The following is a 25,100-nucleotide window of genomic DNA, read 5'->3' as shown; positions in this document are numbered from 1 at the left end:
GGCATGCCCTCGACCTCTGCCCCCGCCCTCGGCCTGCTCCTCGACGTCGACGGCCCCATCGCCAGCCCGATCACCCGCACCATCGACCTCCCGGCCATCACGCGCGATCTGGTCGCGCTCGCCGACGCGGGAATCCCCCTGGTCTTCAACACCGGGCGTTCCGACGCGTTCATCCGCGAAGAGGTCGTCGGGCCGCTCATCGCAGCGGGCCTGCCCGATCATGCCAGGGTGCACGGAGTCTGCGAGAAGGGCGCCGTGTGGTTCTCGATCGGGCCGCGGTTCGACGGGGGCATGGGTGAGCTCGAGATCGACGAGTCGCTCGCCATGCCTGCCGACTTCGCGGCCGAGATGGAGGCCGTGGTCGCCGAGCGATTCGCCGACCGGGTCTTCTTCGATCGCACCAAGCGGGCGATGGTGTCGGTCGAGCAGCTCACCTCGATCGAGAACTCCACCTATGTCGCCATGCAGCCGCTCTTCGACGAAGTCGCCCGGGAGGCGCTCGCGCGGCGCGGCTTCGGCGTGCGCCGTCTCGACGACGTGCGGCCCGACGCTCACGGCGACGTGCAGTGGCGAATCGACCCCACGATCATCTCGACCGACATCGAATCGGTACTGCTCGGCAAAGACCTCGGTGCTCGTCGAGCACTCGAACTCCTCGCCCTGGACGGCGAGCTGCCACTCGCATGGCGCACGGTCGGCGACTCCCGCAGCGACTACGCCATGGCCGACTGGCTGCACGCCGGTGGGTACGAGGTCGAGCATGTCGACGTCCGGCCGGGCGACGGCGTGCCGGAGAAGGCCTACCCGATCCGCACCAGCGCGACCGGGGCGATCCACGACGGGGCCGGCGCGGAATTCCTGGCGGAGTGGCTGACGCAGGTCTCCTGACGGCATTTCTAAAAGGGTCGCTGCTTGGGCGTCCGGATGGGTGCGGGCTCCAAACGGGTGGTCCGGGCGGGTGAGAGCTCAATGATTAGGCGGGGTCGGCCACCTCGTGAACCCGTGAACCCCAAATGGGGGCCCTCCAAAAGGGGGACCCCCGGTTAGTCTTTCCACACAAGGCGTCAGGCTCACCCCACCCGACGGCCTCTGCCCCCACAGGACGCATCGTCGTCGCCCCTACCGTCGTCGCCGTAGCCGACATCGCCCGACTCGAGGGCTTGCCCGCTACCTCCTCGTTTCGTGCGTCTCCCTGAACCCGAAACAGGAGATCGTCCGCATGTCACAACGCCACACGACGGAGAACCTCACCGTCACCAATCGCTCCCAGGGTCGTGCCCACTCGCCCGTTATGGTGCTGCTCGTACTCGTGTCGACCCTCGGCATCCTGCTCTATGGGCAGTTTCTCCTCAACCCGGCCAACCGCGGCGACCTCCTGCCCTACGTCATGGTGATCGTGGCCGAGGCGATTCTCGTGATCCAGGCTCTCCTGTCGATGTGGACCATCCTCTCCGGGGGTGGTGACCCGCGCGACTTCGATTTCCATCTGACGCAGGACACCCTGTACGACGAGCCCGAGATAGACCGTCGCGGGGTGCGCGAGCAGCCGCACCTCTGGCCCATCGTCATCGATGGCCAGAGCAAGGTCGTTGACGTGTTCATCACGGTCTACGGCGAAGAATTGGCGAAGATCGAAGCGACGCTGGTTGCCGCGCTAGCGCTCCGAGGCGAGCACCGCACCTGGATCCTGGATGATGGAAAGAGCGATGAGGTCCGTGATCTCGCTGCCCGCCACGAGGCCCGGTACATTCGTCGACTCACCAACCACGGGGCCAAGGCGGGCAACGTCAACTATGCCCTGTCGATTGCCAAGGGCGACTACTACGCCATCTTCGACGCCGACTTCGTGCCTCAGGAGATGTTCCTGCACGAGACCCTGCCGTTCTTCATCGACGAGCGCGTGGGCTTCGTGCAGACCCCCCAGACCTACGGCAATCTGCACTCGTTGGTCTCCCGCGGTGCCGCCTACATGCAGTCGGTGTTCTACCGTTTCATCCAGCCCGGTCGAAACCGCTTCAATGCCGCGTTCTGCGTGGGCACGAACGTAATCTTCAACCGTGCCGCCATCGACGACATCGGCGGCATGGTCACCGATTCCAAATCGGAAGACGTCTGGACCTCGCTACACATGCACGAGCGCGGCTGGCGTTCGATCTTCATCCCGATGACCCTGGCCATCGGTGACGCCCCCGAGACCATCGAGGCGTACTCGAAGCAGCAACTGCGCTGGGCGACCGGCGGATTCGAGATCCTGTTCCAGCACAACCCGCTGAGCGCTAACCGCCGTCTGACTATGGACCAGCGCCTGCAGTACATGGTCACGGCGACGCACTATCTCACCGGCATCGCCCCACTCCTGCTGCTGATGGTCCCGCCGATGGAGATCTTCTTCGACCTCCGCCCGATGAACCTGCACATCTCGATTCTCCAGTGGCTGCTCTTCTATTGCGGCTTCTACCTCATGCAGATCGTCCTGGCGTTCTACACGCTCGGATCGTTCCGGTACGAGGTCTTGATGCTGGCGACGGTGTCGTTCCCGATCTACGTCAAGGCCCTGTGGAACGTCATTACCGGCAAAGACGAGGGCTGGCACGTCACCGGCGGCAAGAACGAGCAGAAGTCGCCGTTTAACTTCATCATTCCGCAGATCCTCTTCTTCGTCTTCTTGTCGCTCACGACCGTAGTGGCGATATACCGAGACGCCTCCAACGGCGTGCTGACTCTCGCCACGGTGTGGAATGCGCTGAACACGCTCATCCTCTTCTCGTTCATGGTCGTGGCGGCCCGCGAGGCCAAGCGCATCCGGGCCGAGAACCGGGCCGGTCGACACGGCCTCATCCCGGCGGTCGTCGAGACGAGAGTCGTAGCTGCGCCCGTGTCGAGCCGCACGTTCATCGCGCGCCCGGAGCCGCGCTCGTTCGACGAGCTTCTTGTGCCCCGGAACGCACCGGCGAGCCCCCACGTCTTCGCCGGTCCCGTGCTCAGCGACTCCGTAGAACCGCAGGATCCGGGCGAACTCGTGCTCAGCCGCCGTTCGGGCGCCGGCCGGCGCTCCTCGCGAACCGAGGTCTCGTCGTGACCTGGGCCAGCCGATTCAAGCTCTTCGGCGGGGTCGTGTTCGTCGTTGTGCTCGTTGCGGCCTTCACCGCGGTGTTTCTCGCCCGCCAGTCGCACGTGACGTCGACCAGCGCGTCGATCGCCGCGGAGAAGTACAACGTCGGCACGGACTACTCCGGCTACGTGACCGAGCAGTTCGTGAAAGCGGGCGACCGCGTCGACGAGGGCGATCCCCTGTTCTCGGTAAAGAGTCTGTCCGTGCGCGACTTCGCCCACTCCGCGAACCGAGCCAAGAATGCATCGAGCTACACCGTCGCAGACGACGGCACGATCACCTTCACCGCGCCGGTCGATGGCACCGTGTCGAAGGTGGACGCGACCCTCGGCTCATTCGTGGAGGGCGGCAACCTCCTCGCCACAGTCGACAAGACGGGCAGCCTGTTCGTTGTGGGCGACTACTCGATCACGCCGCGTGACTACCAACGTATCGAGGACGGGGCGCAGGTCGACCTGACTCTTCCCGATAAGTCAACGGTCACGGGAACTGTCAAGAAGATCTCCGTCCAGACGCTCGATGGTGTGGCGGAGACCGAGATCGAGGTCGACAGCGCAGGCCTCACGCAGGGCAGCCACGACGGACTCGTTACCGCAGGAACCCCCGTCACGGCAACACTGCAGCTCCGTCAGGACGGCACCCTTGCCTCGATGCAGACCGCCGTGGTGGCCGCATTCGCGAAGATCGGACTCTGACATGCAGAGTTCGAAACGCATCGAGGAACCATATGACGAGCTGCCGCACGACGTGACCCGGCCGGGCAACAAACTCACTGCACTCTTCGGGAACGTCGTCCTCTGGTTCACCCTCCTCGGAGGCGTCATCTTCATTGGCTGGGGAGTGACCGTGATCTTCGGCGGTCTCACCGGATGACCGTGAATCCTGCCCACGCCCGTTCCGCCTTCCTCGCGAAAGACGCCTCATGACCTGGACAACCCGCTTTAAGCTCGCCGCCGTGGCCCTCGTGATCATCGCGCTTCTCGCGGCGATCACCGTCGTCGTGAACCAGAAAGCTACACAAGTGACCGCCGGCAGCGCCGCTATCGCCGCCGAGGAGTTCACCGTCGGCACCGATTACTCGGGCAACATCACGAGGTCGTACGTCGAGGTCGGCGATACGGTCACAAAGGGCCAGAAGCTCTTCGAGGTGCAGAGCGCCTCCGCGGTCCAGAGTGTCGGCACTGGCATGCTGCCTTACTCCGGCGAGGGCTACAGCGTCTCGAAGACGGGTGCCATGGTGTTCGTCTCCACGGTCGCCGGCATCGTCTCCGATATCGCCTCGAAAGACGGCGAGTTTGTGCAGGCCGGTGCGAGACTCGCCACCGTCGACGAGGCCGACAGCCTCTTTGTCGCCGGTGACTACTCCGTGTCGGCCGCCGATTACGACCGGGTTCAGAAGGGCGCCGACGTGCGCCTCATGCTCCCGAACAAGAGCACCCTGTCGGGGCGTGTCGTGTCGTTCTCGGCCACGACGAGCCATAACCAGGCGCTGACCCACGTCGTCATCTCGAGTCCCGAGCTCGTTCAGGGCGCGGCGAACGGCCTCGTGACTCCGGGCACTCCCGTCACAGCGACTCTGAGCCTTCGCGACGACGGCATGCTGACCGGCGCACAAGAAACCATGGCCGCCTTCGTCACGAAGATCGGGCTCTGATCATTCACGGTGTTCGACATGGCTCCTCCGTTCGCGCCCGTCTTGTCGGTGTCGCTGCTCTCATGGCGACGATTGCCCTAGTGATCACCGGCTGCACCTCGTCCGGCCCGACCACGCAGGACGCGCCGAATGTCTCATCGGGGTCGACCGTCCTCGGTGACGACACGGTCGGTCCGCTGATCACAGACATCGTGAACCGCTCGGTGGCCACCACCCCGAGCATGCGTCTCGCGAAGGGTCTCCTGCCGCCGACCAACAAGTGGTTCTCCGGTCTCGTCTTCGGCGATGCCCCGACCGCCGTCTTCCCCTATCCGCTGTCGTTCCAGCAGACGACGACGGGTTTCGACGCCGGCCTGCCTGCCGTCACGGGCACCGCCAACACCCTGCTCGCCCAGTCGGTCACCCAGGTCTCGGCCGACCTCGGCGCCGACAGTGCGATCGTCAGCGCGTACGACTCCGTGTCGGTGACGATCGAGTATCTGTCGGGCAGTCGGATCCTCGGCCATGTCACCATCGCCGAGGGCTCGCCGCTCGTCTCGTACACCGCGGCGCGTGCCGGTTCGGTGACCTTGAACGGGTCGATCGACACCTCAGGATCCGACGGCACGCTCACGGTCTCGGGCCAGAAGTGGTCGGTGGCGACGAGTGATGCCACCATCGCGGGCCCCGAGGTCACGCTGCAGAAGGGCGGCTCGCTGACCCTGTTCCCCGTGCCCGAGGGGACTTCCGCGACCGATCTCACCGCCCTGCAGAAGGCCGCGGCCTCGCCACTGACCGGCGTGACGACGACCTACGCGTCGACGTCGGCCGGGCAGAAGACGAAGCTCGCCTACCGGACCGCGGCGAGCACGACTAAAGCCCCCGGCAGCACTCTCGTCGTGCCGCTGCCGCACCAGGGCGCAGACGCTTCCGCCGGCTGCACCTCCGCCTCGTATGCCGGCCTTTACGGCACGACGCCGCTCTGCATCTCGTCGGGCCTGTCGTTCACCACGCCGACGATCGCGGCCACGTCGAGCCTCGACCTGGCGAAGGTCTCGTCGTCAAACAAGGCCGCGCTGAAGTCGCAGCTCGAGGTCGACGTCAAGCTGCTGCCGACCTTTGCCACCGACACCTACTACGGCGGAAAATCGCTCTACCGCGCCGCCATGCTGTTGCAGCTCGCCCGCGAGCTCGGCGACGACGCCTCCGAGAAGACACTGACAACCGCTCTGACCACCCAGATCGACAAGTGGATGGAACCCGGCGGCTGCACGACGCGCGCACAGGAGTGCTTCGTCTACGACGCAAAACTCAAGACCATCGTGGGGCTCGCGAACTCGTTCGGCTCGGAGGAAGACAACGACCACCACTTCCACTACGGGTACTTCCTCTACGCGGCCGGCGTGGTCGCCCAGTCGACGCCGTCGTTCGCCGCCAAGTGGGCACCGGTGATGAACCTGCTCGCCGCCGACATTGCCACGAACACCGGCGACGGCTCGGGCAAATATTTTCCCGACACCCGCGTCTACGACCCGTACTTCTCGCACAGCTGGGCGTCCGGCTACTCGCCCTTCGCCGACGGGAACAACCAGGAGTCGTCGTCCGAAGCCGTCAACGCGTGGACGGGGCTCGCCCTCTGGGCCAAAGCCTCCGGAGACACGGCCCTCGAGGGCGAGGCGAACTGGCTGCTCAGCGGCGAGACCGCGTCGGCGCTCGCCTACTACGTGAACCCGTCGCTCGACGAGCCGCAGTTCGACGGTTTCTCGCATGACCTCGTGTCGCTCAACTGGGGTGGCAAGCGCGACTACGCGACCTGGTTCTCGGCGGCGCCCAGCGCGATCATCGGTATTCAGTTGATCCCGATGAGCCCGGTGTCGACGTACCTCGGGTCGGCGGCGGGCGGCGGCGCCTCGCACATCAAGAAGCTGGTCGCGGCAGCTCTGACCGGGGGCGCAGACGAGACGCTGATCGACTACGTGCTCATGTACGAGTCGCTCGCCGGTAAGGATGCGGCGGCCTCGGCACTCGCGGCGGCGAAGAAGCTGCCGTCGACCGCGATCGACAATGGCAACTCGCGCACGTACCTGCTGGCGTACATCATGGCGCAGGAGGCCGGGGCGTAGCCGGGCGTTCGGCCCAGGCGTGACCTCGCGCGAATCGGCCGATGTCACAGCGCCGCGGCGCGCGACGTCGGCCGATTCGCGTCACCTCGCTGGTGCGGGTCGGCGTCAGGCGGGGGGTTTCAGGTCTGGCAGTGGGGGCACCAGTACGTCTCGCGCAGCTCCAGCTCGGATTCGCCGAGCTCGCCCCGCTTGATCTTCGTTCCGCACCGGAGGCACGGCTTGCCGGCTCGGCCGTAGACCCAGTCGGTCGTGCCGCGGAGGGTGCCGGTCGTGGTGCGCTCCACCCGGTCTTTGTTGGCCTGGATCAGCCGATGCGCGAGGTCGACCATCTTGGGCAGCTGAGGCACCTCGCCGACCGGCCGGGTGGGGAGCACGCCCCGCAAAAAGCAGAGCTCGTTGCGGTAGACGTTGCCGACGCCGGCGAGGACGCGCTGGTCGAGCAAGGCAAGTCCGATCTCGCGGGCGGGGTCGCGTTCGATGTTGGCGAGCGCGATCTCGGCATCCCAGTCGGGGCCGAGCAGATCGGGGCCGAGATAGGCGACGACGCTGTCGTCGTCGTCGCGGGGAACGAGCTCGACGATTCCGAGGTCGAAGCCCACAGCGACCCACTCCTCCGTCTCGAGCACGACTCGGGCCTGGTACGCGGGGCGGCGCCACTTGGTGCCGTGCCGGTACACGTGCCAGGATCCTTCCATCTTGAGGTGGGTGTGCAAGGTCACGTCGCCGATGTGGTGCAGCAGGTGCTTGCCGCGGCTGATGACGTCGTCGACGACCTCGCCGGCGAGGTCGATTGTGGCGAACTCGGGCACCCGGAAGTCGGATTTCGTGAGCCGTTGCCCGCGCAGCACCGCATCGAGGTTCTTGGCGGCGCGGTAGACGGTGTCGCCCTCAGGCACGGTGGGCTCCGGTCGGGGTGGCCGGCGCGGTCGGCGTCGTGGAGCCGGCGACCGAAGCGACGCGATTCGGCCATGACGACGTGGCGCGCCGGGTCGGATTGGCCGATCCGCGTCGGATTGCAGCGCCTGTCACGACCGCAGGGCCCGTCACTACCGCAGTGCCCGTCACGACCGCAACCGCACACCGCTCGGGGTCGGCGCGAACCCGGCCTCCCGCAGTGCGTCGCCGAACCGGCTGCCGAGCACGAATTCCCCGTCAACCCGCTCGACCGCGAGCTTGCCGAGCCTCGCCCGGACGACACCGGCCAGCGACGCAGCGGCGACGGCGAGATCGCGCTCGGTCGGATCGCCGAAGGTCAGCACGGTCTTGCCGCCGCGCTCGACGTAGACGACGAGCCGCCCGTCGACGAGAACGACGAGCGCCCCGGCTTTGCGGCCGGGGCGGTGGCCCCGGGGCGCGCCCTCGGCCGCGTCGTCGGGTGCGGTCGGCCACGGCAGCGCGGCGCCGTACGGGTTGGCGGGGTCGGTCGCGGCCAGGGTGACGACGGGAACGGCGTCGCCTCGACCCGCGGAGGCGAGTGCCTCCGAGCCTTCGCGGTCGTCGTCGCGAACGAACGCGCGAAGACGGTCGACGGTGGGGCCGGTGGCGAATTGCGCGGCACCGAGGCCCTCGACGAAGTAGCCGCGACGAGCCCGGCCGGTCTCTTCGAACGTCGAGAGGACTTTGTAGACCGTGGAGAATCCACCGCGCACTCCCTCGTTCATCACAGCCCCGCGCGTGACCACTCCGTGACGTTCGAGCAGCATCTCGGCCTGAGCGGCGGCGCGGACGGTGGCGTCGGGTTCGGCGAGGGGCAGCAGCGACCAACGCCCACCCACGGTCGGAGGCCCGGCCTGGCGCGGCATTGCCGAGCGCGGCACCCGTCCGCGATAGGAGGCGCGAGAGCGAGTGGTCGGCGTCCGGGTGCGCGGCGCCTTGCCGCTGACCTGGGTACGCAGCGGCGCGAAGGTGTCGTTGGTGATCTGGCCCTGCCAGACGAGATCCCAGATGGCGGTGACGAGGTCGGTGTCGAGCAGGGGCGATGATGCAGTCGCGCCCACCGAGTCGCTCAGCTGCCGGAAGAAGTAGGCGCCACCTCCGGCCAGTGCGCTGAGGATCTCGCGTTGCAGCTCGGTGGTCTCGTCGCCGGAGGGCTCCGCCAGCGTGACCTGGGCCCCGTCGGCGAGGTGCAGGCTGACCCAGCCGTCGTTGCCCGCCAGCGAACCGGCACCCGACCAGATGACCTCGCCCGTCGCCGTCAGCTCGTCGAGCATGCCGGTCGAGTAGTCGGTGACCCGCGAGGGCAGAATGAGCGTCTCCCACGACGAGGCCGGAAGTGCGACGCCGCTGAGCTGGTCGATCACCTGGACGACCCCGTCGATGCCGCGCAGCCCCGACCCTTTGACGCCGGTGGCGACGTGCTGCCACGCGGGCAGGAAGCGGCCGAGCGTGTCGTGCGACACCGGCTCGACCTCGTGGCGCAGCGCAGCCAGTGAACGACTGCGGAGGCGGCGCAGCACTTCGGCGTCGCACCACTCGCTGCCCTGACGGTCGGGCCGGAACTCGCCCTCCATCACCCGACGCTGAGTGCCGAGGCGTCGGAGTGTCTCGAGCACCACGGCCGTGCCGAGCCCCAGTCGCTGTGCCACCTCGACGGGCCCGAACGGCGCGTGCGTCCGCGCGAATCGGCCCACGAGGTCGCCGAGCGGGTCCTCGACGGGTTCGACGAATGCCGAGGGCACGCCGATAGGCAGGTTCACGCCGAGCGCATCGCGCAGGCGGCTGGCGTCTTCGATGCCTGCCCAGCGCTCCACGCCCGCGTGGGTAAAGCGCAGGATCCGAGACGACCGCACCAGCTCACCCAACGCCGTGTCGAGCTCGCGTCGAGCCGCATCGAGTGCGTCGGGTGCGGCGGCCGCGCCCTCGGCCAGCCAGCTTCGCTCCACGATCTCGTCGGTGGCGAGGGGCCCCAGCAGCCGCAGCAGGTCGACGACGCCCTCGATGTCGCGGGCGCGCCGCTCGGGCACGAGCTTCTGCAGCTCTCGCTCGTGCTGGTCGATGACGTCGGCGTCGAGCAGCTCGCGGAGTTCGGCGCGGCCGAGGAGCTCGGCCAGCAGTGACGAGTCGAGCGAGAGGGCTGCGGCTCGCCGTTCGGCGAGGGGGGAGTCGCCCTCGTAGAGGAACGCCGCGACGTAGCCGAAGAGCAGCGACCGGGCGAAGGGCGACGGCATCTGCGTCTCGGTTTCGACGACTCGGATCTCTCGCCGGGCGAGGGCATCGGTGAGACTCATCAGCGCCGGGAGGTCGTAGACGTCTTGCAGAACCTCGCGGACCGCCTCGAGCACGATCGGAAACTGCGGGTATTTGCGGGCGACGTCGAGCAGCTGCGACGCCCGCTGGCGCTGTTGCCAGAGCGGGGAGCGGCGACCCGGGTTGTAGCGAGGGAGCAGGAGAGCTCGCGCTGCGCACTCGCGGAACCGCGACGAGAACAGGGCGGAGCCGCCGACCTCCTCGGTGACGATGGCGTCGAGGTCGTCGCGTTCGAACGTGAAGAGGTCTGCTCCGGGAGGCTCGGCGTCGGTGTCGGGGATGCGCACCACGATGCCGTCGTCAGCCGCCATCGCGGAGCCGTCGATGCCGAGCTGGTCGCGGATTCGTGCGCTCACCGCCAGTGCCCACGGTGCGTGCACGCGCATGCCGTAGGGCGAGTGGAGGATGAGCCTCCAGTCGCCCAGTTCGTCGCGGAACCGCTCGACCACGAGCGTCGTATCGGTCGGCACGTGCCCCGCGACGTCGCGCTGTTCGGTGAGGAAGGCGAGGAGGTTCTTCGCGGCGCGTTCGTCGAGCCCGCCAGCGACCACGCGCGCCGTCGCGTCGGCGAGGCTCGAATTGGAGAGCTCACGCATGTAGGCGCCGATCGCGCGGCCGAGCTCGGCCGGACGCCCGATACCGTCGCCCTTCCAGAAGGGGACGCGGCCCGGCTGGCCGTAGGCGGGAGACACGAGCACCCGGTCGTGGGTGATGTCTTCGATGCGCCAGCTGGTCGCACCGAGAGCGAAGACGTCGCCGACCCGGGATTCGTAGACCATCTCTTCGTCGAGCTCGCCGACGCGGGCGGCCTTCTCGCCCACCATGAAGACGCCGAAGAGGCCGCGGTCGGGAATGGTGCCGCCGCTCGTGACGGCGAGGCGCTGCGCGCCGGGGCGCCCGGAGAGCGTGCCGTGCACGCGATCCCAGACGATGCGGGGGCGCAGCTCGGCGAATTCGTCGGACGGGTATTTGCCGCTCAGCAGGTCGAGGGTCGCGTCGTAGGCCGAACGCGGCAGGTTCGCGAACGGCGCGCTGCGGCGGACCGTGTCGTACCACTCGTCGGCGTCGATCTCGTCGAGGGCCACCGCGGCCACGGTCTGCTGGGCGAGCACGTCGAGGGGGTTCGCCGGCATCTGGAGCTCTTCGATCAGCCCGGAGACCATGCGCTCGGCGGCGACGGCCGAGTGGATGAGGTCGGCGCGGTGCTTGGGGAACAGCACGCCGCGCGATACCTCGCCGACCTGGTGGCCGGCGCGGCCGACCCGCTGCAGCCCGCTCGCGACCGAGGGCGGAGACTCGACCTGCACCACGAGGTCGACGGCGCCCATGTCGATGCCGAGCTCGAGCGAGCTCGTCGCGACGACGCATCGCAGACGACCACTCTTGAGGTCGTCTTCGATCAGGGCGCGCTGGTCTTTGCTGACGGAGCCGTGATGGGCCCGGGCGAGGAGGGGCTCGGCTCCCGTCGTCTGGCCGGAGCCGCCCATGATTTGGGCGGGCACAGCTTGAGCCGGCACAGCTTGCGCGGGCAGTGCCTGAGTGGGCGAGGAGCCTGCCGGGGCGGGTGTGAGCGGGGTCGGGCGGGATCCTGCGCCCTCGATCGTCTGGGATGTCTGCGTGTGCGAACCGACCTCGACGAGCTCGGTCTCGGCCTGCTCGCCGGCCTCGGCTGTCTCGCCGAAGGTGCGCTCGACGTAGATGTCGTTGAGGCGGGCGGTCAGGCGCTCGGCGAGGCGGCGGGAGTTTGCGAAGACGATCGTCGACCGGTGCTCGAGGATGAGATCGACGATGCCCTCTTCGACGTGGGGCCAGATCGACCCCTGGGGTGCCGCGCCGGCCGCGGAGCCCTCGAGCGGAGTGGCCGTGCCGAGCTCGGTCATGTCGTCGACGGGCACGACGACCCGCAGGTCGAACTTCTTCTCGGATGGGGGAGCCACGATCGTGACCGGGCTCGAGCCACCCAGGAACCTCGCGACCTCTTCGGGTGGGCGGACTGTCGCGGACAGCCCGATCCGTTGCGCCGGCTTGTCGAGCAGGGCGTCGAGACGTTCGAGGGAGACGGCGAGGTGGGAGCCCCGCTTGGTGGAGGCGACGGCGTGGACCTCGTCGATGATGACCGTCTCGACGCCCTTGAGGTTTTCGCGGGCGGCCGACGTGAGCATGAGGTAGAGCGACTCGGGCGTCGTGATGAGGATGTCGGGGGGTGTGCGCTGGAGCAGCCGACGATCGGACGACGTGGTGTCGCCGGACCGCACGCCGACCGTGATCTCGGGGGCCTCGGTGCCGAGGCGGCGTGCAGTCTGCGTGACGCCGACCAGTGGGGAGCGGAGGTTGCGCTCGACATCGACGCCGAGCGCCTTGAGGGGGGAGATGTAGAGGACCCTCGTGCGATGCTGCTTCTCTTCGGGCGGCGGAGACGACGCCAGCTTATCGATCGACCAGAGAAAACTCGCGAGGGTCTTGCCGGAGCCGGTGGGCGCGATGACGAGTGCGTTCTGCCCGCCCGAGATGGCCTCCCACGCCCCCTCCTGGGCGTGAGTCGGACGCGCGAACGCCCCGCGGAACCACGTGGCGGTGGCGGGCGAGAAGCGGTCGAGGACGTCTGTCATGGTCAGGCCATCCTGCCCCCACCCACTGACATCGGGCTCGTTCACTCTCGGAGTCGGCGGGTGTTGTCGAGAGTGGGCGGGCGCTGCAGCACCCGCCCACTCCTCAGAACACCCGCCCACTCGAAACCTCCGCCGGCCCGAGGGCTACCGTGAACGCATGCCCACACTCCTGCAGCTCGACTCGTCCGCCGACCTCACCACGTCGCGCTCTCGTGCCCTCACGGCGACCTTCGCCGACGCCTGGACCGCCCTCGGCGAAGATCACGTGGTCGTCCACCGCGATCTGCACCGCGAGCCGCTGCCGCACCTGGCCGACGCCGACCTGCACTTTCCGAAGGCGCTCCGCCCGGCGGGATCGCACGTCGATCCTGCCGCCGAGTCGCTCCAGGCCGGGGTCATCGCCGAGCTGCTCGCCGCCGACGTCGTCGTGATCGGCGTACCCCTCTACAACTACTCGATGCCCTCGACCCTCAAGGCGTGGGTCGACCACATCCACGTGCCGACCGTCACGGCGCCGTTCGGCGACGACCCGACCCAGCCGATGATGGGCAAGACCGTCGTACTCATGTCGACGCGGGGTGGCGCCTACGACGCGGGCACTCCGAGCGAATACGACGACCACGCGGTTCCGGCGCTCTCGATCGTGCTCGGCGCGGCCCTCGGTATGACGGTGGAGACGATCGTCGCCACGCGCACGCTGACCGAGCGGTTCGGGGGTCCGAGCGGCGAGGTCGAGAAGCAGGACGCCGAGATGGCGGCGGGGCACGAGCGGGCCGTGGCCGCGGCCAAGCGGCTGGGCTGAGGCGGGTCGCGCAGGATCCTGCGGTCCGCGTTCCCGATGTCGGTCGCGGCCCGTAGTGTGACCGACATGGAACAGCGCACACTCGGACGAACCGGCCGCGACGTCAGCGTCGTCGGCCTCGGCACCTGGCAGCTCGGCGGCGACTGGGGCGACGTGCCCGAGAGCGATGCGTTCGCGGTGCTCGACGCGTCGAGCGAGGCGGGCGTGACCTTCTTTGACACAGCCGACGTCTATGGCGACGGCCGCAGCGAACAGACGATCGCCAAGTGGCGGCGCAGCAACGAAGACGCCCCGCTCACCATCGCCACCAAGATGGGGCGGCGCGAAGCGCAGGAGGCCGCGAACTACAACCGCACGAACTTCATCGCCTGGGTCGACCGGTCACGCCGCAACCTGGGCATGGACACCCTCGATCTCGTCCAGCTGCACTGCCCGCCTACCCCCGTCTTCTCGAGCGACGCCGTCTACGACACCCTCGACGAGCTGGTCGAGCGGCAGATGATCGCGGCCTACGGCGTCAGCGTCGAAGAGACCGCGCAGGCGCTCAAAGCGATCGAGAGGCCGCACCTCGCCACGGTGCAGATCATCCTGAACGCGTTCCGGCTCAAGCCGCTCGACGAGGTGTTGCCGGCTGCCGTCGAAACCGGCGTGGGTATCATCGCCCGAGTGCCTCTCGCCAGTGGTCTGCTGAGCGGCAAATACACCGCCGAGACGCAATTCGCGCCGAACGACCACCGTTCGTTCAACCGGCACGGCGAGGCGTTCGACCAGGGCGAGACCTTCTCCGGCGTCGACTTCGAGACCGGCGTCGAGGCCGCGCTCGCGTTCGCCGAATTCGTGCCCGAGGGCGTCACCACCGCGCAGGCGGCCCTCAAATGGATCATCGAGCAGCCCGGAGTTACCACCGTCATTCCCGGGGCCCGCAACGTCGAGCAGGCGCGCTCCAACGCCGAAGCCGGTCAGGTCTTCGACCTCGGCGAAGAGTTCCACGATCGCGCCGAGCGGCTCTACGACCGGTACTTCCGGGCGGCCGTGCACCACCGCTGGTGAGCGAGGCGCCCTCCAAGCCGGGTGAGACGGGCGGTGGGCCGGATCCTTCGTCGGGTCTCGCCGGCTACCGCGAACTGCTCGGGCCCGTCGACCGCCGTGCCCTGTTCGCCGCCGGCGTGGTCGCGCGTGTGCCCCTGGCGATCGTCGGCTACAGCGTGCTGTTCTTCGTGCAGGCGTATTCGGGTTCGTTCGCCACGGCGGGGTTCGCGTCCGGGCTCGCGATAGCGGCGATGGCCGTCGTCAGCCCGCTCTTCGGGCGAATCGCCGATCGGCGCGGTCAGCGCGGGGCACTCATCGTGGCCGCGGTCGCTCACCCCGTGATGGTGGCGCTCCTCATCTGCCTCGGCGCCTGGCGGGCGCCCACCGCGCTCGTCTGCGTCGTCGTGGTGTGCGTCGGCGGCTCCATCGCACCGGTCGGCGCCTTCATGCGGGCGCGCTGGTCGGGGCAGCTCGGCGTCACCCCGCTCCTGCAGGTCGCGTTCTCGCTCGAGGCCATCGCCGACGAGCTCGTCTGGGTCTTCGGCCCCGCTCTCGCCGCCCTCGTCGCCGGCACCATCAGCCCGTCGGCCGGCCTCGTGCTGTCAGCCCTGTTCGGAACGGCCGGTGCGATCTGGCTGCTGCGCGGTGCCGACGTGGCCGTCATCCCGCCTCCTACAAGTGGCCCTCGGCACACCTTCCGGCCCTGGCGTTCGCGCCGTCTCGTCGGCGTTCTGCTCGCCAATGCCGCCGTCGGCGTCATCTTCGGCGTCAACGACGTCACGGTCGTCTCGTGGACGACGAGCATCGGGGCACCCCAGATCGCCGGGCTGGTGCTCACCGCCTACTCGATCGGCAGCGTAACCGGCGGCTTCTTGATGGGGCTCGTTCCGGGCAGGATCCCGGCCTACCGCCTCTTCGTCGTCTCGTCGCTCGCGCTCGGGGTCTTCTGGGGTGCGCTCTCGCTTGCACCGAACCCCTACTGGCTGTTTCCCATCGGCCTCTTCGCCGGTGCCACCATCACGCCGTTCACCATCTCGACCAATCGAGTGGTGCACGACGCGGTGTCTCCGACGGTCTTCACCGAGGCGCTGGCGTGGGTGTCGGCGTTCGTCGTCGGGGCCATGGCGTTCGGATCGTTCATCGGCGGGGTCGTCGACGAAGCCGGGCTGCCCGATGCCGGATTCGGGGTCGTTGCAGCCCTGTCGCCGTTGCCGGTCGTGGTGGCGCTTGTCGCGGGCGTCCGGTGGCACCGGCGGCGCCGGGTCGAGGGGCTGCCGGTAGGCGGATCCTGAGCTGTGAGACCTCACAATCGACCACCGAATCCGCTCACAAGTGGTCGATAGTGAGGTCTCGCGAGCCGGATCCGGTGTGTGAGGCGGCGACCATGGCGTCGTGGGGCTCGGCCGGGTTGCGCGGGGCGCCCCTCTCCTGGGAGTGTTCCTCTGATGACCGATTCAGCGATGCAGCAGCCCATCCTCGTGATCATGGGGGTCTCCGGCTCCGGTAAGTCGACGGTCGCCGAGGCACTATCCACAGAGCTCGGCTGGGACTTCGCCGAGGGCGACGCGATGCACCCGCAGTCGAACGTCGACAAGATGGCGGCCGGCATCCCCCTCGACGACGACGATCGGTGGCCGTGGCTCGAGAAGGTCGCGGCGTGGATCCGCGGGCACACCGAACACGGTCGCCCGGGCATCGTCACGTGCTCGGCGCTCAAGCACGCCTATCGCGACGTGCTGCGGGGGCCCGACGTGGTCTTCGTTCATCTGCGGGGCGAGGCCGAGCTGATCGGTGAGCGCATCTCGCATCGCACCGGCCACTTCATGCCGTCAACTCTGCTCGCCTCGCAGCTCGCAACCCTCGAGCCCCTCGGCGACGACGAGCGGCACATCGTCGTCGACGCGGGCCGCGAGCCGGCGGTCGAGGTGGCCGACATCATCCGCAAGCTCGGTCTCTCGCCCGTCGCGCAGGAGTAGTCCCCCACGCCTTCGATCCCTTCAGGTGTGGGGGAGTTATCTGTCTCCATGGCACAGAAATGGATCGTCTCGACCTTCGGCTCTCTCGACGGCCTCGAGCTCATCGTCGTCGACCCGCCCGCACCGAAAGCGGACGAGGTCACCATCCAGGTCAAGGCCGTGGGCATGAACCCCGTCGACGTCAAGACCGTCCTGACCGCCGAGGATCCCGGTTCGCTCATGACGCCCCTCGGCTACGAAGTCGCGGGAATCATCACCGCCGCCGGGGCCGACGCCCCGTTCGCACCGGGTGACGAGGTCATCGCGTTTCGGGTGACCGGCGGGTATGCCACCGAGCTCACGGTGCCTGCAAAAGACGTCTTCGCCAAGCCCGAGTCGCTCGGCTGGCCGGAGGCCGCGAACCTGCTGCTCGCCGGGGCGACCGCCGCCGAGATGCTGCACGTCACCGGTGCGAAGGCGGGCGAGACGATCCTCGTGCACGGTGCGTCGGGAGCCGTCGGCGTGAGCGTGCTGCAGCAGGCGGCACTCTGGGGCATCCGCTGCATCGGCACGGCGTCCGAGCGCACTTTCGGCGTCGTCGAGGAGTTCGGTGCGACCGGCGTCGTCTATGGCGGCGGGCTCGAGGAGCGCGTTCGGTCGCTCGCCCCCGACGGCATCGCGGCCGCACTCGACTGCGTCGGCACCGACGAGGCGATTGACGTGTCAATCGCACTGGTCGAGGATCGCGGGCGCATCGTCAGCATCGCGGCGTTCGGGCGGGCAGAGCGTGACGGCTACCGCGTCATCGGCGGAGCGATGCCCGAGAGTGCGCGGTATCGCGACGAGATCCGGTCGTCGCTGGTGGCGCTCGCCGGCAAGGGCGACCTTGTGGTGCCGGTCGCGAAGACGTTCCCGTTCGCCGAGGCGCCGGCCGCGCTGGAGCTGCTCGCGACGGGCCACCCGGGCGGCAAGCTCGCGCTCGTCCCCTAGGGCGCCTGCCGCGGGCGCATGGGCCTGACCGCGATACGTCGTGCGGACAGGCAGACGTGCCGCGGCGCGTTGGCTTGACCGCGATACGTCGTGCGGCGGGCCAGGCTCAGCAGCTACATCGTGAAGTCGGCGCTGATCGACGCGATCACGTCGATGTCGGAGGGCTTGAGCTCGAACGAGCCGCCTTCGTAGTCGACCGCCCTCACGATGCGAGCCGACTGCACCTGCCAGCGGCCGCCGGATTCTGACAGGCCGGGCCGTAGGCCTTCCTCGTAGACGGCCTCGAGTGACGGACCCGCCATGCCGAGCGCGGCAGCGTAGTCGCCCGCTTTCGTGATGGCGTCTTGCACGGCGGCGATCCTCACCTCACGGTCGAGCTCGGCGCGTAACGCGACGGTGAGGGCCCAATCGATGCCGTCAATGCCGACCCCTTCGTAGTCGCCGAGACTCCCTACCCACTCGGCAAGGGCGGTGAAGTCGCTGAACCTCACATCGATGCTCGAGCGAGAGCGATAGCTGACCACCGTTGAGATGGTGGTATCGCTGTTCTTGACGAACTCGCGGAGGGTGTCGACGACGACGCGGTCGGAGTTCCACCAGGTGGCGGCGCCCGAAAGCTGGTGCTCCTTCGCCTCCGAGACCACCGCGTTATGGGTCTCGATGGCGCGAGAGCGAGCGGTCGTGCGGTCCGCCGAGGTGAAACTGATGCTGACATGAACGGTGCCGCGCTCGGCGGGATGGCTGCGGGTGGCATTTCCGGCTACGACAAAAGTGCTCATAGGGTCATCCTGCCCCTCACGATCCAGATGTGACCCGATGCGGCGGGCCGGCCAACGCCCCGGTCAGGCGGGGTGCACCTCGGCGAGGAACGCGTTCACGTCGCCGAGCTCCTCCTGCGAAATGCCGTGCGTGAGGCCCGGGTACACCGAGAGCGTCGCACCCGGCACGTTCGTCTGGAGCCACTGCTCAGTGCGCTCCACGGCATCAGCCGGAATGATCGGGTCGGCATCGCCCCGACCGTAGAAGACCCGAGGATCCGAGGCGGCCACCGCTGCATCGACCGCCGTATCGGCGCCGGGCACCACGAACCCCGCCAGCACCACCGCGAAGTCGAAGAAGCCGGGGCGGCGGCGGAGAAGCTGCAGCGAGAGCGAGCCGCCCTGCGAGAAGCCGAGGAGACCGACCGTCGGATGCGCGTCGGCCAACGAGTCGACGTAGGCCAGCACGGCGTCGGCAGCGGCATCGACCGGTGCCGGGTCGGGTGCGCCCGGCAGCGACAGCGGGTACCACGACCAGGCACCACCGGCCGGGCCCTGGGGCCACGGGAGCGGCGCGCGCAGAGACGCGTAGACGAATTCGGGCGAAAGGTGCGGTGCAAGGCCGATCAGGTCGCCCTCGTGCGAGCCGACTCCGTGCAGAAGCAGCACGAGCGGCTTGCCGCGGCGCTCCTCTTCTGGGAGGGACCACTGAACGGCGGAGGGATCGATCGAGACCATTGCTCCAGCGTAGTGACGCCCCGTTACCCTGGTGCGATCGGTCGTGCCTCGCGCCGCCATCCTCGGCTTCGGCAGCGCGCAGCCGAACCGCAACACGAAGGGGTACTAGCCCCGAATAGCCAGGCCCGACCGGTAAGAATGGCGCATGGCTTCCGTTCAGACTCCCGACCCCAACTCCGGCTGGCTCTCCGAGGAGGAGCTGTTCCAGATCCGGCAGCGCCTCCCGATCCTGTACGTCGAGGCGGTACCCGTTCGCATCGACGGGCAGGGGGTCGTCACCGAGGTGGGCGTGCTGCTGCGTGCCGACAGCGAGGGCACGATGACGCGGATGCTCGTCTCCGGGCGCGTCATGTACGGCGAGTCGCTCCGCACCGCACTGTTCCGCCACCTCGAGAAAGACCTCGGGCCGATGGCTTTTCCGCAGCTCCCGCCGTCGCCGGTGCCGTTCTCCGTCGCCGAGTACTTCCCGTTCCCAGGGGCCTCGGTCTACACCGACGAGCGCCAGCACGCCGTGTCGCTTGCCTACGTCGTGCCCGTCACCGGCACCTGCGAACCGCGCCAGGACGCCCTCGAGATCACCTGGATGAGCCCCCAGACCGCCGCGAGTGCCGAGGTGGCCGCCGAGATGGAGGGTGGGCGCGGTGCTCTGCTGCGGACTGCGCTCGCGTCGGTCGGTGCGCTGACGTAGCTCGCGCTCCTGCGGCGTGTGCCCGCTCGGGCCGTGTCTCCGAGTCGGCGGGTGTTTTCGAGAGTGGGCGGGTGCTGGAGCACCCGCCCATTCCGCATAACACCCTCCGACTCACGGGCAGCGCCCGCCCACTCCGCATAACACCCGCCGACTCACGGGCAGCACCCGCCCACCGCCCGTACCCCGCGCCGGTTCGGTGTCGGCGGCTCGGCGTACTGTCCAAGGCGTGCCCCACGACGACCGCCCCACACTCTTCTGCCTCCACGCGCTCGGCTCCAGCGCTCGTGAATTCGACGCTCTGCGAGAGCTGCTCGCCGACGACTTCGACGTCGTCGGCATCGACCTGCCCGGCTTCGGCGAGGCGTCGGCCGCCACCGGCACGAGCGTCGACGAGATGGTCGGCCACGTCGTCCGCAAGATCCGGCGCCACGGCTCCACGCGCTTCCTGCTCGTCGGGCACAGCATGGGCGGCAAGATCGCGAGCCTCGTCGCCGCGCGCACTCTCGACGGCAGCTCGGGGCTCTTTGGCCTCGCCGGTGTCGTGCTCCTCGCGGGCTCACCGCCCTCGCCCGAGCCGATGGGCGACGACGCCCGCGCGCAGATGCTCTCGTGGGCCCGGGCGGGCATCGCGGGCGACGGCCACCTCGCGAGCGCCGACGCTCGCACGTTCATCGACGACAATGTCGGCGCACCGCTGAGCCCCGAAAACGACGACCGCGCCCTCAGCGATGTGCTGCGCTCGGCGGCGGAGGCGTGGCTGGCCTGGTTCGAACGCGGCAGCCTGGAAGGCCGAGCGGCGGAGGTCGGGATCCTCGATGTTCCTGCCCTGATCGTTGCCGGCGGGTCTGACGGGCCCCTCGGCGAGGCCGGCCAGCGCGAGCACAACCTGCCGGTGTACCCGCGGGCAACGCTTGAGGTGCTAGCCGGTGCGGGCCACCTGCTGCCGCTCGAACGACCCGACGAGTTGGCCGACCTGATCCGCGTGTTCTGGCGCGAACGCGTGGGCTCGGGGCCGTTGGTCTCACCAGGATTCGGCCGCGTCATCGGGTCGGGCCGCACGAGCTCGCAGACGCGCTCGATCCTGGCCGGACGGGCCCTGCCCGACGACCCCGACTACGCCCCGCAGGTGCTCGACGCCGCGCAGCTCGCGACGCTGCGCCTGGTTGCCGAGCGGGTCGTGCCGCAGGGCCCCGCGCCCTTCGATATCGCCGGTCGCGTCGACGCCGGGCTCGCTCGAGGCGTGAGCGACGGGTGGCGCAATGCCGCCCTGCCGCCCGACCAGGAGGCCTACCGGCTGGGGCTCGACGCACTCGACGATTTCGCGACCCTCGACGACGAGGCAAAAGACTCGAGGATCCAGGCCATCGTCGATCAGCAGTACGCCCCTCGGGCCGGCACCCTCACCGCCGAGCAGATGACGCTCTGGTTCGAAGACTGCCGCGTCGACCTCACCCGCACCTGGCTGGCCCACCCGGCCACGATGGAGCGCATCGGTTTCGACGGATTTGCCAACGGAGGCGACGTGATTCGCATCCAGGGATTCACCGAGCTGGGCGCTGATCGTCACGAGGCCTGGGAGCCGACGATGCCGGGCCCCTCCGCCCGCGACACCGGGGCCAGCACCACCGAGACCACCGACACCACCGACACCGGCATCACCGACACCGAGAAGGAGACCGTTCGATGAGGCTCGACGGAATGCGCACCTACGACGACTCCGAGATCGTCGACGCCGTCGTGATCGGCACCGGTGCCGGCGGGGCGCCGATCCTCGCTTCGCTCGCGTCGCGCGGGCTGCGAGTCGTCGCCCTCGAGGCGGGCGCCAACTTCGACGCGTCGAAGTACACCTCCGATGAGACCGAGGCGGTCGCCATCAACTGGATGGAGGAGCGACTCAGCGACGGCGAGAACCCGACCGCGTTCGGGCAGAACAACAGCGGCAAGGGCGTCGGCGGCTCTACGTTGCACTGGGGAGCGTTCACGCCCCGGCCCGACGCCCGCGATCTCAAGCTCAAGACCGACTCCGGCCTGGGCGAAGACTGGCCGATCGATCCCGACGAGCTGACCGGCTACATCGAGAAGGTCGAGAAGTTCGTCGGTGTCGCCGGCCCCGCGCACTATCCGTGGGATCCCACCCGCCGCTACGACCTGCCGCCGGTCGCGCGGAACGCGTCGTCCGACATGATGATCCGCGGTTGCGAGGCCGTCGGCATCACCGCCACCGACGGGCCCGCCGCCCTCGTCACACGCGACTGGCATCAGCCCGAACACGGTGTGCGACCCGCCTGCGCCAACTGCGGAAGCTGTCACCAGGGCTGCCGCTCGGGCGCCAAAGTCAGCATGGATACCACGTATCTGCCGCTCGCCGTCGCGAAGGGCGCCGAGATCCGCGCCGATTCGATGGTGCACGGGATCGAGCTCGATGCGTCCGGGCGCGTGTCCGCCGTGGTCTACACGCGCAATGGCATCGAGCACCGCCAGCGTACGAAGGCGCTCTTCCTCTGTGCCGGAGGGGTTGAGACGCCTCGACTGCTGCTGCACACCGGCCTCGCCAACTCGAGCGACCAGGTCGGCCGCAACTACATGGCGCACGGCGCGACGCAGGTGTGGGGCAAGTTCCCCACCGAGATGCGCAGCCACCGCGGTTACCCGTCGTCGATCATCACCGAAGACACCGTGAGGCCGGCCGACGCCGACTTCGCCGGGGGCTACCTCATTCAGAGCCTCGGCGTCGTACCGCTGACCCTCTCGACGACCCTCGCGCGTGGCGGCGGACTGTGGGGCCGCGACATGGTCGACATGATGGACTCCTACCGGTACATGGCAGGCGTGGGCATCAACGCCGAGTGCCTGCCGCACGAAGACAACCGGCTCACTCTCGCCGACGAGCTCGACGACTTCGGCATTCCGAAGGCGCGTATCTCGTTCACCGCGCACGACAACGAAGATGCGATCGAGAAGCACGCTATCCGCACCATGACCTCGATCGTCGAAGCGGCCGGCGCCACGTCGACGACCGTGCTGGCGCGCACCGCCCACACGATCGGCACCGCGCGCATGGGCACGTCGGCCGACAGCGCCGTGGTCGACGCCGACGGGCGCAGCTTCGACATTCCGAACCTGTGGATCGCCGACAACTCGGTGTTCCCGAGCGCCGTCATCGCGAACCCGGCGCTGGCGATCATGGCCTTGGCGCTGCGGACGGCCGATCGCTTCGTCGCTGCGGGGGCGTAACCGCCCGTCACCGCCCACGATGCGGACTCCGCACCACGCTCGTCTGTGGTGCCGAGTCTGCATCGTGGGCCTGAGCGGTGGCGGCGGGGCGGAGCCCCGGATCCTGGTATCTTCGGTCGACGCCTCCGATCACGAGCGTCGACCCGTCGCTCGGGGGTGGGTCTGAGCGGCGCGAACACAGCCAGGCCCACGCCGAAAGACGACCCGACCGATGAAGAAATCCCAGGCTCTCGCCCTTAAGGCGGTCGCTGTTCCGGCCGTCGTCCTGATCAGCCTGGGAGGCGGCCTGCTGGTCAGCGGGCCCGCCCTGGCTGCAGGCACGAACACGACGGCGCCTGCGACCGCCGCGGCGACATCGGCGCCTGCGACCGCCGCCCCGACGCCAGCCGCAGCGCCAGCACCGACCGCGACCGCCACCCCGATGGCCTCCGCCGTGCCCACCCCGGCCACCAAGCTCCCCACCGACCTCACGGTGACGTCGCCCGCGGGCATCTCGGACGACTACGACTCCGACGACGCCATCGTCGTCGACAGCCGCACCGTCGTCTTTGCCGGCAAGGCCCCCGTCGGCGCGAAAATCGCCATCACCGATATCGACGACAACGACCTCGGCACCGCCGTCAGTGACTCGGCGGGCGACTGGACGGACTCGGTCACCTACGCCGATGACCTCGCCTACAACCAGTACGTCTTCATCGATGGCACGTCGCGCAGGGGCGGCGCGCTCACGTCGTACTTCGCGAACCTCAACCTGCCCGCTGCCTCGAGCGTCACTCCCGTGATCACCTCGCCCGCAGACGGCGAGAGCCTGGCCGTAGCCCCGGCGCCGTTCAATGAGGGCGCGCTCGTGACCTTCACCGGAACGGCCACCCCCGGCGACTACGTCTCCGTGACACCGGTCGACGGCGACGCCGACGAGTCCTTCACGTTCCCGGTGCTCGTGAAGAAAGACGGCACCTGGTCGCAGTCGATCCTCTCGCCTTACGGCACGAAGGCGTTCACCGCGGGTGCCCAGGCCTTCGATGTCGACGGTCAGGGAATCACCTACCCGTCCGATCCCTCGGCCACGGTCTCCGTCGACCTCACCACGCCGGCCGGTTTCATCGCCGCACCGCGCATAACGAGCCCGTCCGATCCCGATTCGCTCTTCTCGTCGTCTGAGGGCGAGGTGACCTACTCGGGATCGTCCGTCCCCGTCGAATCGGCCGCAGTCGCCCCGCTTCTCGAGACGCAGTCCGGATCGTCGACAACGACCGAAGGATCCGCCACGGCCGCCACCGCAGCCGACACTCTGGGTCGGGTCAAGGCCGCGGCGGCAGCCCGCGGCATCACCGTCTCGGCGGAGTCTCTCGCCGCTGATGCAGCCGTCCCCGTCGAGGCCTCGGCGGTTGCCTCCGCTGCGGCTGCTGCCGGAGATGCGACGGCCGACGCTCCCACCGCCTCGGGCGACGGTGACGCTGCTGCCGAAGCGCCCGCTGCCGAAGCGCCTGCTGCTGAAGTGCCCGCCGCCGGAGACGAACTGACCTACCCCGGCCCCGGCGTCGTCCTCACCCCGGCGCAGGCGAAGCTCTTCCTCGACGAGTTCGACCAGATCGTCGCCGGCAGTGGCATTCAGGTCAAGGGCCAGCCCGACCCCACCGAGCCGGGCAAGCTGCTGGTGACCGTGTCGGGCACCGGAACCGCTGGCCAGGGCATCCAGCTCTACGCCGCGAAGCCGTCGGTGGCCTACCCGTACTTCCAGGGTCTCTACCCCGACTACTTCGCGCAGAGCTTCCTGCTGCCGAACGTGCCCGAGTCAACCGTTCCGGCCTATGACGGCAGCGTGACGGTCGGTGCCGACGGGAAGTGGTCGACGACGCTCGCACTCGCCAAGGGTGCGTACTTCGTGACGGCGTTCGCTGTCGACAAGGCCGATCCGGCCGCGTTGCGGTACTCGGCTGCCGGAGACCTCATCGCGATCAACCTGACCGGCACGCCCGCTGTGGCTGTTGCGGCGGCCGCGGCCGGCACGCAGCTGGCGTTCACCGGCTCCGACGTCGAGGGCTCGCTCTGGGCGGCGCTTGCGTTGCTCGGCGGTGGCGTTGCCGCGATGCTCACCGCGTCGGTTCGTCGCCGGGGTCGCTCACTCCGCTGAGTCGGCGGTTCCCGGAGCCCGACCGCAAAAACGTCACCCGACCGCGAAT

General features: G+C 68.9%; 19 protein-coding genes. 15 read left to right on the top strand and 4 right to left on the bottom strand.

Annotation, left to right across the window (positions count from 1 at the left end; all coding sequences use genetic code 11):
- Nucleotides 1–3 precede the first annotated feature (3 nt).
- From EDF39_RS01020 to EDF39_RS01000, 6 genes are all read left to right on the top strand, one after another.
- Nucleotides 4–888, top strand: coding sequence for a hypothetical protein (locus EDF39_RS01020; RefSeq protein ID WP_123939734.1), 885 nt, complete (start codon nucleotides 4–6; stop codon nucleotides 886–888).
- 331 nt (nucleotides 889–1,219) lie between these two features.
- Complete coding sequence (locus tag EDF39_RS01015) at nucleotides 1,220–3,079, top strand: glycosyltransferase (RefSeq protein WP_123939732.1); 1,860 nt, start codon at nucleotides 1,220–1,222, stop codon at nucleotides 3,077–3,079.
- On the top strand, nucleotides 3,076–3,807 hold the full coding sequence (locus EDF39_RS01010; RefSeq protein WP_123939730.1) for an HlyD family secretion protein: 732 nt from the start codon (nucleotides 3,076–3,078) through the stop codon (nucleotides 3,805–3,807). The genes EDF39_RS01015 and EDF39_RS01010 overlap by 4 nt, the downstream gene beginning before the upstream one ends.
- A gap of 1 nt (nucleotide 3,808) precedes the next feature.
- The gene (locus tag EDF39_RS17395) at nucleotides 3,809–3,985 is read left to right on the top strand and encodes a hypothetical protein (RefSeq protein ID WP_158613108.1); all 177 of its coding nucleotides are present in this window, start codon (nucleotides 3,809–3,811) and stop codon (nucleotides 3,983–3,985) included.
- A gap of 49 nt (nucleotides 3,986–4,034) precedes the next feature.
- Nucleotides 4,035–4,766, top strand: coding sequence for an HlyD family efflux transporter periplasmic adaptor subunit (locus tag EDF39_RS01005; protein ID WP_123939728.1), 732 nt, complete (start codon nucleotides 4,035–4,037; stop codon nucleotides 4,764–4,766).
- Nucleotides 4,767–4,828: 62 nt separating this feature from the next.
- Nucleotides 4,829–6,868 carry a glycosyl hydrolase gene (locus EDF39_RS01000; RefSeq protein ID WP_123939727.1) on the top strand — a complete coding sequence of 680 codons (2,040 nt, stop codon included), beginning with the start codon at nucleotides 4,829–4,831 and terminating at the stop codon, nucleotides 6,866–6,868.
- Nucleotides 6,869–6,987: 119 nt separating this feature from the next.
- Here the strand turns inward: EDF39_RS01000 and EDF39_RS00995 are convergent, their stop codons facing one another.
- Nucleotides 6,988–7,764, bottom strand: coding sequence for an Fpg/Nei family DNA glycosylase (locus tag EDF39_RS00995; RefSeq protein WP_123939726.1), 777 nt, complete (start codon nucleotides 7,762–7,764; stop codon nucleotides 6,988–6,990).
- A gap of 165 nt (nucleotides 7,765–7,929) precedes the next feature.
- Complete coding sequence (locus tag EDF39_RS00990) at nucleotides 7,930–12,723, bottom strand: DEAD/DEAH box helicase (protein ID WP_123939725.1); 4,794 nt, start codon at nucleotides 12,721–12,723, stop codon at nucleotides 7,930–7,932.
- 157 nt (nucleotides 12,724–12,880) lie between these two features.
- Here EDF39_RS00990 and EDF39_RS00985 point away from each other — a divergent pair, with 157 nt between their 5' ends.
- From EDF39_RS00985 to EDF39_RS00965, 5 genes are all read left to right on the top strand, one after another.
- Nucleotides 12,881–13,525, top strand: coding sequence for an FMN-dependent NADH-azoreductase (locus tag EDF39_RS00985; RefSeq protein ID WP_158613107.1), 645 nt, complete (start codon nucleotides 12,881–12,883; stop codon nucleotides 13,523–13,525).
- 66 nt (nucleotides 13,526–13,591) lie between these two features.
- Complete coding sequence (locus tag EDF39_RS00980) at nucleotides 13,592–14,575, top strand: aldo/keto reductase (protein WP_123939723.1); 984 nt, start codon at nucleotides 13,592–13,594, stop codon at nucleotides 14,573–14,575.
- Nucleotides 14,572–15,846 (top strand): MFS transporter, encoded by a 1,275-nt coding sequence (locus EDF39_RS00975; RefSeq protein WP_158613106.1) that lies wholly within the window; start codon nucleotides 14,572–14,574, stop codon nucleotides 15,844–15,846. Before EDF39_RS00980 ends, EDF39_RS00975 begins: the two co-directional genes overlap by 4 nt.
- A gap of 153 nt (nucleotides 15,847–15,999) precedes the next feature.
- Nucleotides 16,000–16,530 (top strand): gluconokinase, encoded by a 531-nt coding sequence (locus EDF39_RS00970; RefSeq protein WP_123939717.1) that lies wholly within the window; start codon nucleotides 16,000–16,002, stop codon nucleotides 16,528–16,530.
- Nucleotides 16,531–16,578: 48 nt separating this feature from the next.
- Nucleotides 16,579–17,499 carry an NADP-dependent oxidoreductase gene (locus EDF39_RS00965; RefSeq protein ID WP_123939715.1) on the top strand — a complete coding sequence of 307 codons (921 nt, stop codon included), beginning with the start codon at nucleotides 16,579–16,581 and terminating at the stop codon, nucleotides 17,497–17,499.
- A 113-nt stretch (nucleotides 17,500–17,612) separates the two neighbouring features.
- Here the strand turns inward: EDF39_RS00965 and EDF39_RS00960 are convergent, their stop codons facing one another.
- Both EDF39_RS00960 and EDF39_RS00955 read right to left on the bottom strand, forming a co-directional pair.
- Nucleotides 17,613–18,278, bottom strand: coding sequence for an SIMPL domain-containing protein (locus tag EDF39_RS00960; RefSeq protein WP_123939713.1), 666 nt, complete (start codon nucleotides 18,276–18,278; stop codon nucleotides 17,613–17,615).
- Nucleotides 18,279–18,341: 63 nt separating this feature from the next.
- A complete protein-coding gene (locus tag EDF39_RS00955; protein WP_055964759.1) occupies nucleotides 18,342–18,995 on the bottom strand; it encodes an alpha/beta hydrolase in 654 nt (217 codons plus the stop codon).
- A gap of 145 nt (nucleotides 18,996–19,140) precedes the next feature.
- On the opposite strand from EDF39_RS00955, the gene EDF39_RS00950 reads away from it, so the two are divergent.
- The 4 genes from EDF39_RS00950 to EDF39_RS00935 all read left to right on the top strand — a co-directional run bounded on the left by EDF39_RS00950 (nucleotide 19,141) and on the right by EDF39_RS00935 (nucleotide 25,051).
- On the top strand, nucleotides 19,141–19,683 hold the full coding sequence (locus EDF39_RS00950) for an NUDIX hydrolase family protein (RefSeq protein ID WP_055964762.1): 543 nt from the start codon (nucleotides 19,141–19,143) through the stop codon (nucleotides 19,681–19,683).
- Nucleotides 19,684–19,909: 226 nt separating this feature from the next.
- Nucleotides 19,910–21,370, top strand: a complete 1,461-nt coding sequence (locus tag EDF39_RS00945; protein ID WP_158613105.1) for an alpha/beta hydrolase — start codon at nucleotides 19,910–19,912, stop codon at nucleotides 21,368–21,370.
- Nucleotides 21,367–22,917 carry a GMC family oxidoreductase gene (locus EDF39_RS00940; protein WP_123939707.1) on the top strand — a complete coding sequence of 517 codons (1,551 nt, stop codon included), beginning with the start codon at nucleotides 21,367–21,369 and terminating at the stop codon, nucleotides 22,915–22,917. The genes EDF39_RS00945 and EDF39_RS00940 overlap by 4 nt, the downstream gene beginning before the upstream one ends.
- A 211-nt stretch (nucleotides 22,918–23,128) precedes the next feature.
- Nucleotides 23,129–25,051: a hypothetical protein gene (locus EDF39_RS00935; RefSeq protein ID WP_123939705.1), complete on the top strand. Its 1,923-nt coding sequence runs from the start codon at nucleotides 23,129–23,131 to the stop codon at nucleotides 25,049–25,051.
- The last annotated feature ends 49 nt before the right edge of the window (nucleotides 25,052–25,100 follow it).

The sequence above is a fragment of the Frondihabitans sp. PhB161 genome (genome assembly GCF_003814635.1).
In the GTDB taxonomy this organism is placed as follows: Bacteria; Actinomycetota; Actinomycetes; order Actinomycetales; family Microbacteriaceae; genus Frondihabitans.
The sequence above is the reverse complement of the archived record's forward strand: the minus strand, read 5'-3'. Positions and strand labels throughout refer to the sequence as shown.

Bases quoted from the DNA above. Each gene is read 5' to 3' on its own strand.
- EDF39_RS00955 (WP_055964759.1), bottom strand. From the start codon at position 18,995: ATGGTCTCGATCGATCCCTCCGCCGTTCAGTGGTCCCTCCCAGAAGAG.
- EDF39_RS01005 (WP_123939728.1), top strand. From the start codon at position 4,035: ATGACCTGGACAACCCGCTTTAAGCTCGCCGCCGTGGCCCTCGTGATC.
- EDF39_RS00950 (WP_055964762.1), top strand. From the start codon at position 19,141: ATGGCTTCCGTTCAGACTCCCGACCCCAACTCCGGCTGGCTCTCCGAG.
- EDF39_RS00940 (WP_123939707.1), top strand. From the start codon at position 21,367: ATGAGGCTCGACGGAATGCGCACCTACGACGACTCCGAGATCGTCGAC.
- EDF39_RS01015 (WP_123939732.1), top strand. From the start codon at position 1,220: ATGTCACAACGCCACACGACGGAGAACCTCACCGTCACCAATCGCTCC.
- EDF39_RS00990 (WP_123939725.1), bottom strand. From the start codon at position 12,723: ATGACAGACGTCCTCGACCGCTTCTCGCCCGCCACCGCCACGTGGTTC.
- EDF39_RS00985 (WP_158613107.1), top strand. From the start codon at position 12,881: ATGCCCACACTCCTGCAGCTCGACTCGTCCGCCGACCTCACCACGTCG.
- EDF39_RS00970 (WP_123939717.1), top strand. From the start codon at position 16,000: ATGACCGATTCAGCGATGCAGCAGCCCATCCTCGTGATCATGGGGGTC.
- EDF39_RS00935 (WP_123939705.1), top strand. From the start codon at position 23,129: ATGAAGAAATCCCAGGCTCTCGCCCTTAAGGCGGTCGCTGTTCCGGCC.
- EDF39_RS00965 (WP_123939715.1), top strand. From the start codon at position 16,579: ATGGCACAGAAATGGATCGTCTCGACCTTCGGCTCTCTCGACGGCCTC.
- EDF39_RS00960 (WP_123939713.1), bottom strand. From the start codon at position 18,278: ATGAGCACTTTTGTCGTAGCCGGAAATGCCACCCGCAGCCATCCCGCC.
- EDF39_RS01000 (WP_123939727.1), top strand. From the start codon at position 4,829: ATGGCGACGATTGCCCTAGTGATCACCGGCTGCACCTCGTCCGGCCCG.
- EDF39_RS00980 (WP_123939723.1), top strand. From the start codon at position 13,592: ATGGAACAGCGCACACTCGGACGAACCGGCCGCGACGTCAGCGTCGTC.
- EDF39_RS01020 (WP_123939734.1), top strand. From the start codon at position 4: ATGCCCTCGACCTCTGCCCCCGCCCTCGGCCTGCTCCTCGACGTCGAC.
- EDF39_RS17395 (WP_158613108.1), top strand. From the start codon at position 3,809: ATGCAGAGTTCGAAACGCATCGAGGAACCATATGACGAGCTGCCGCAC.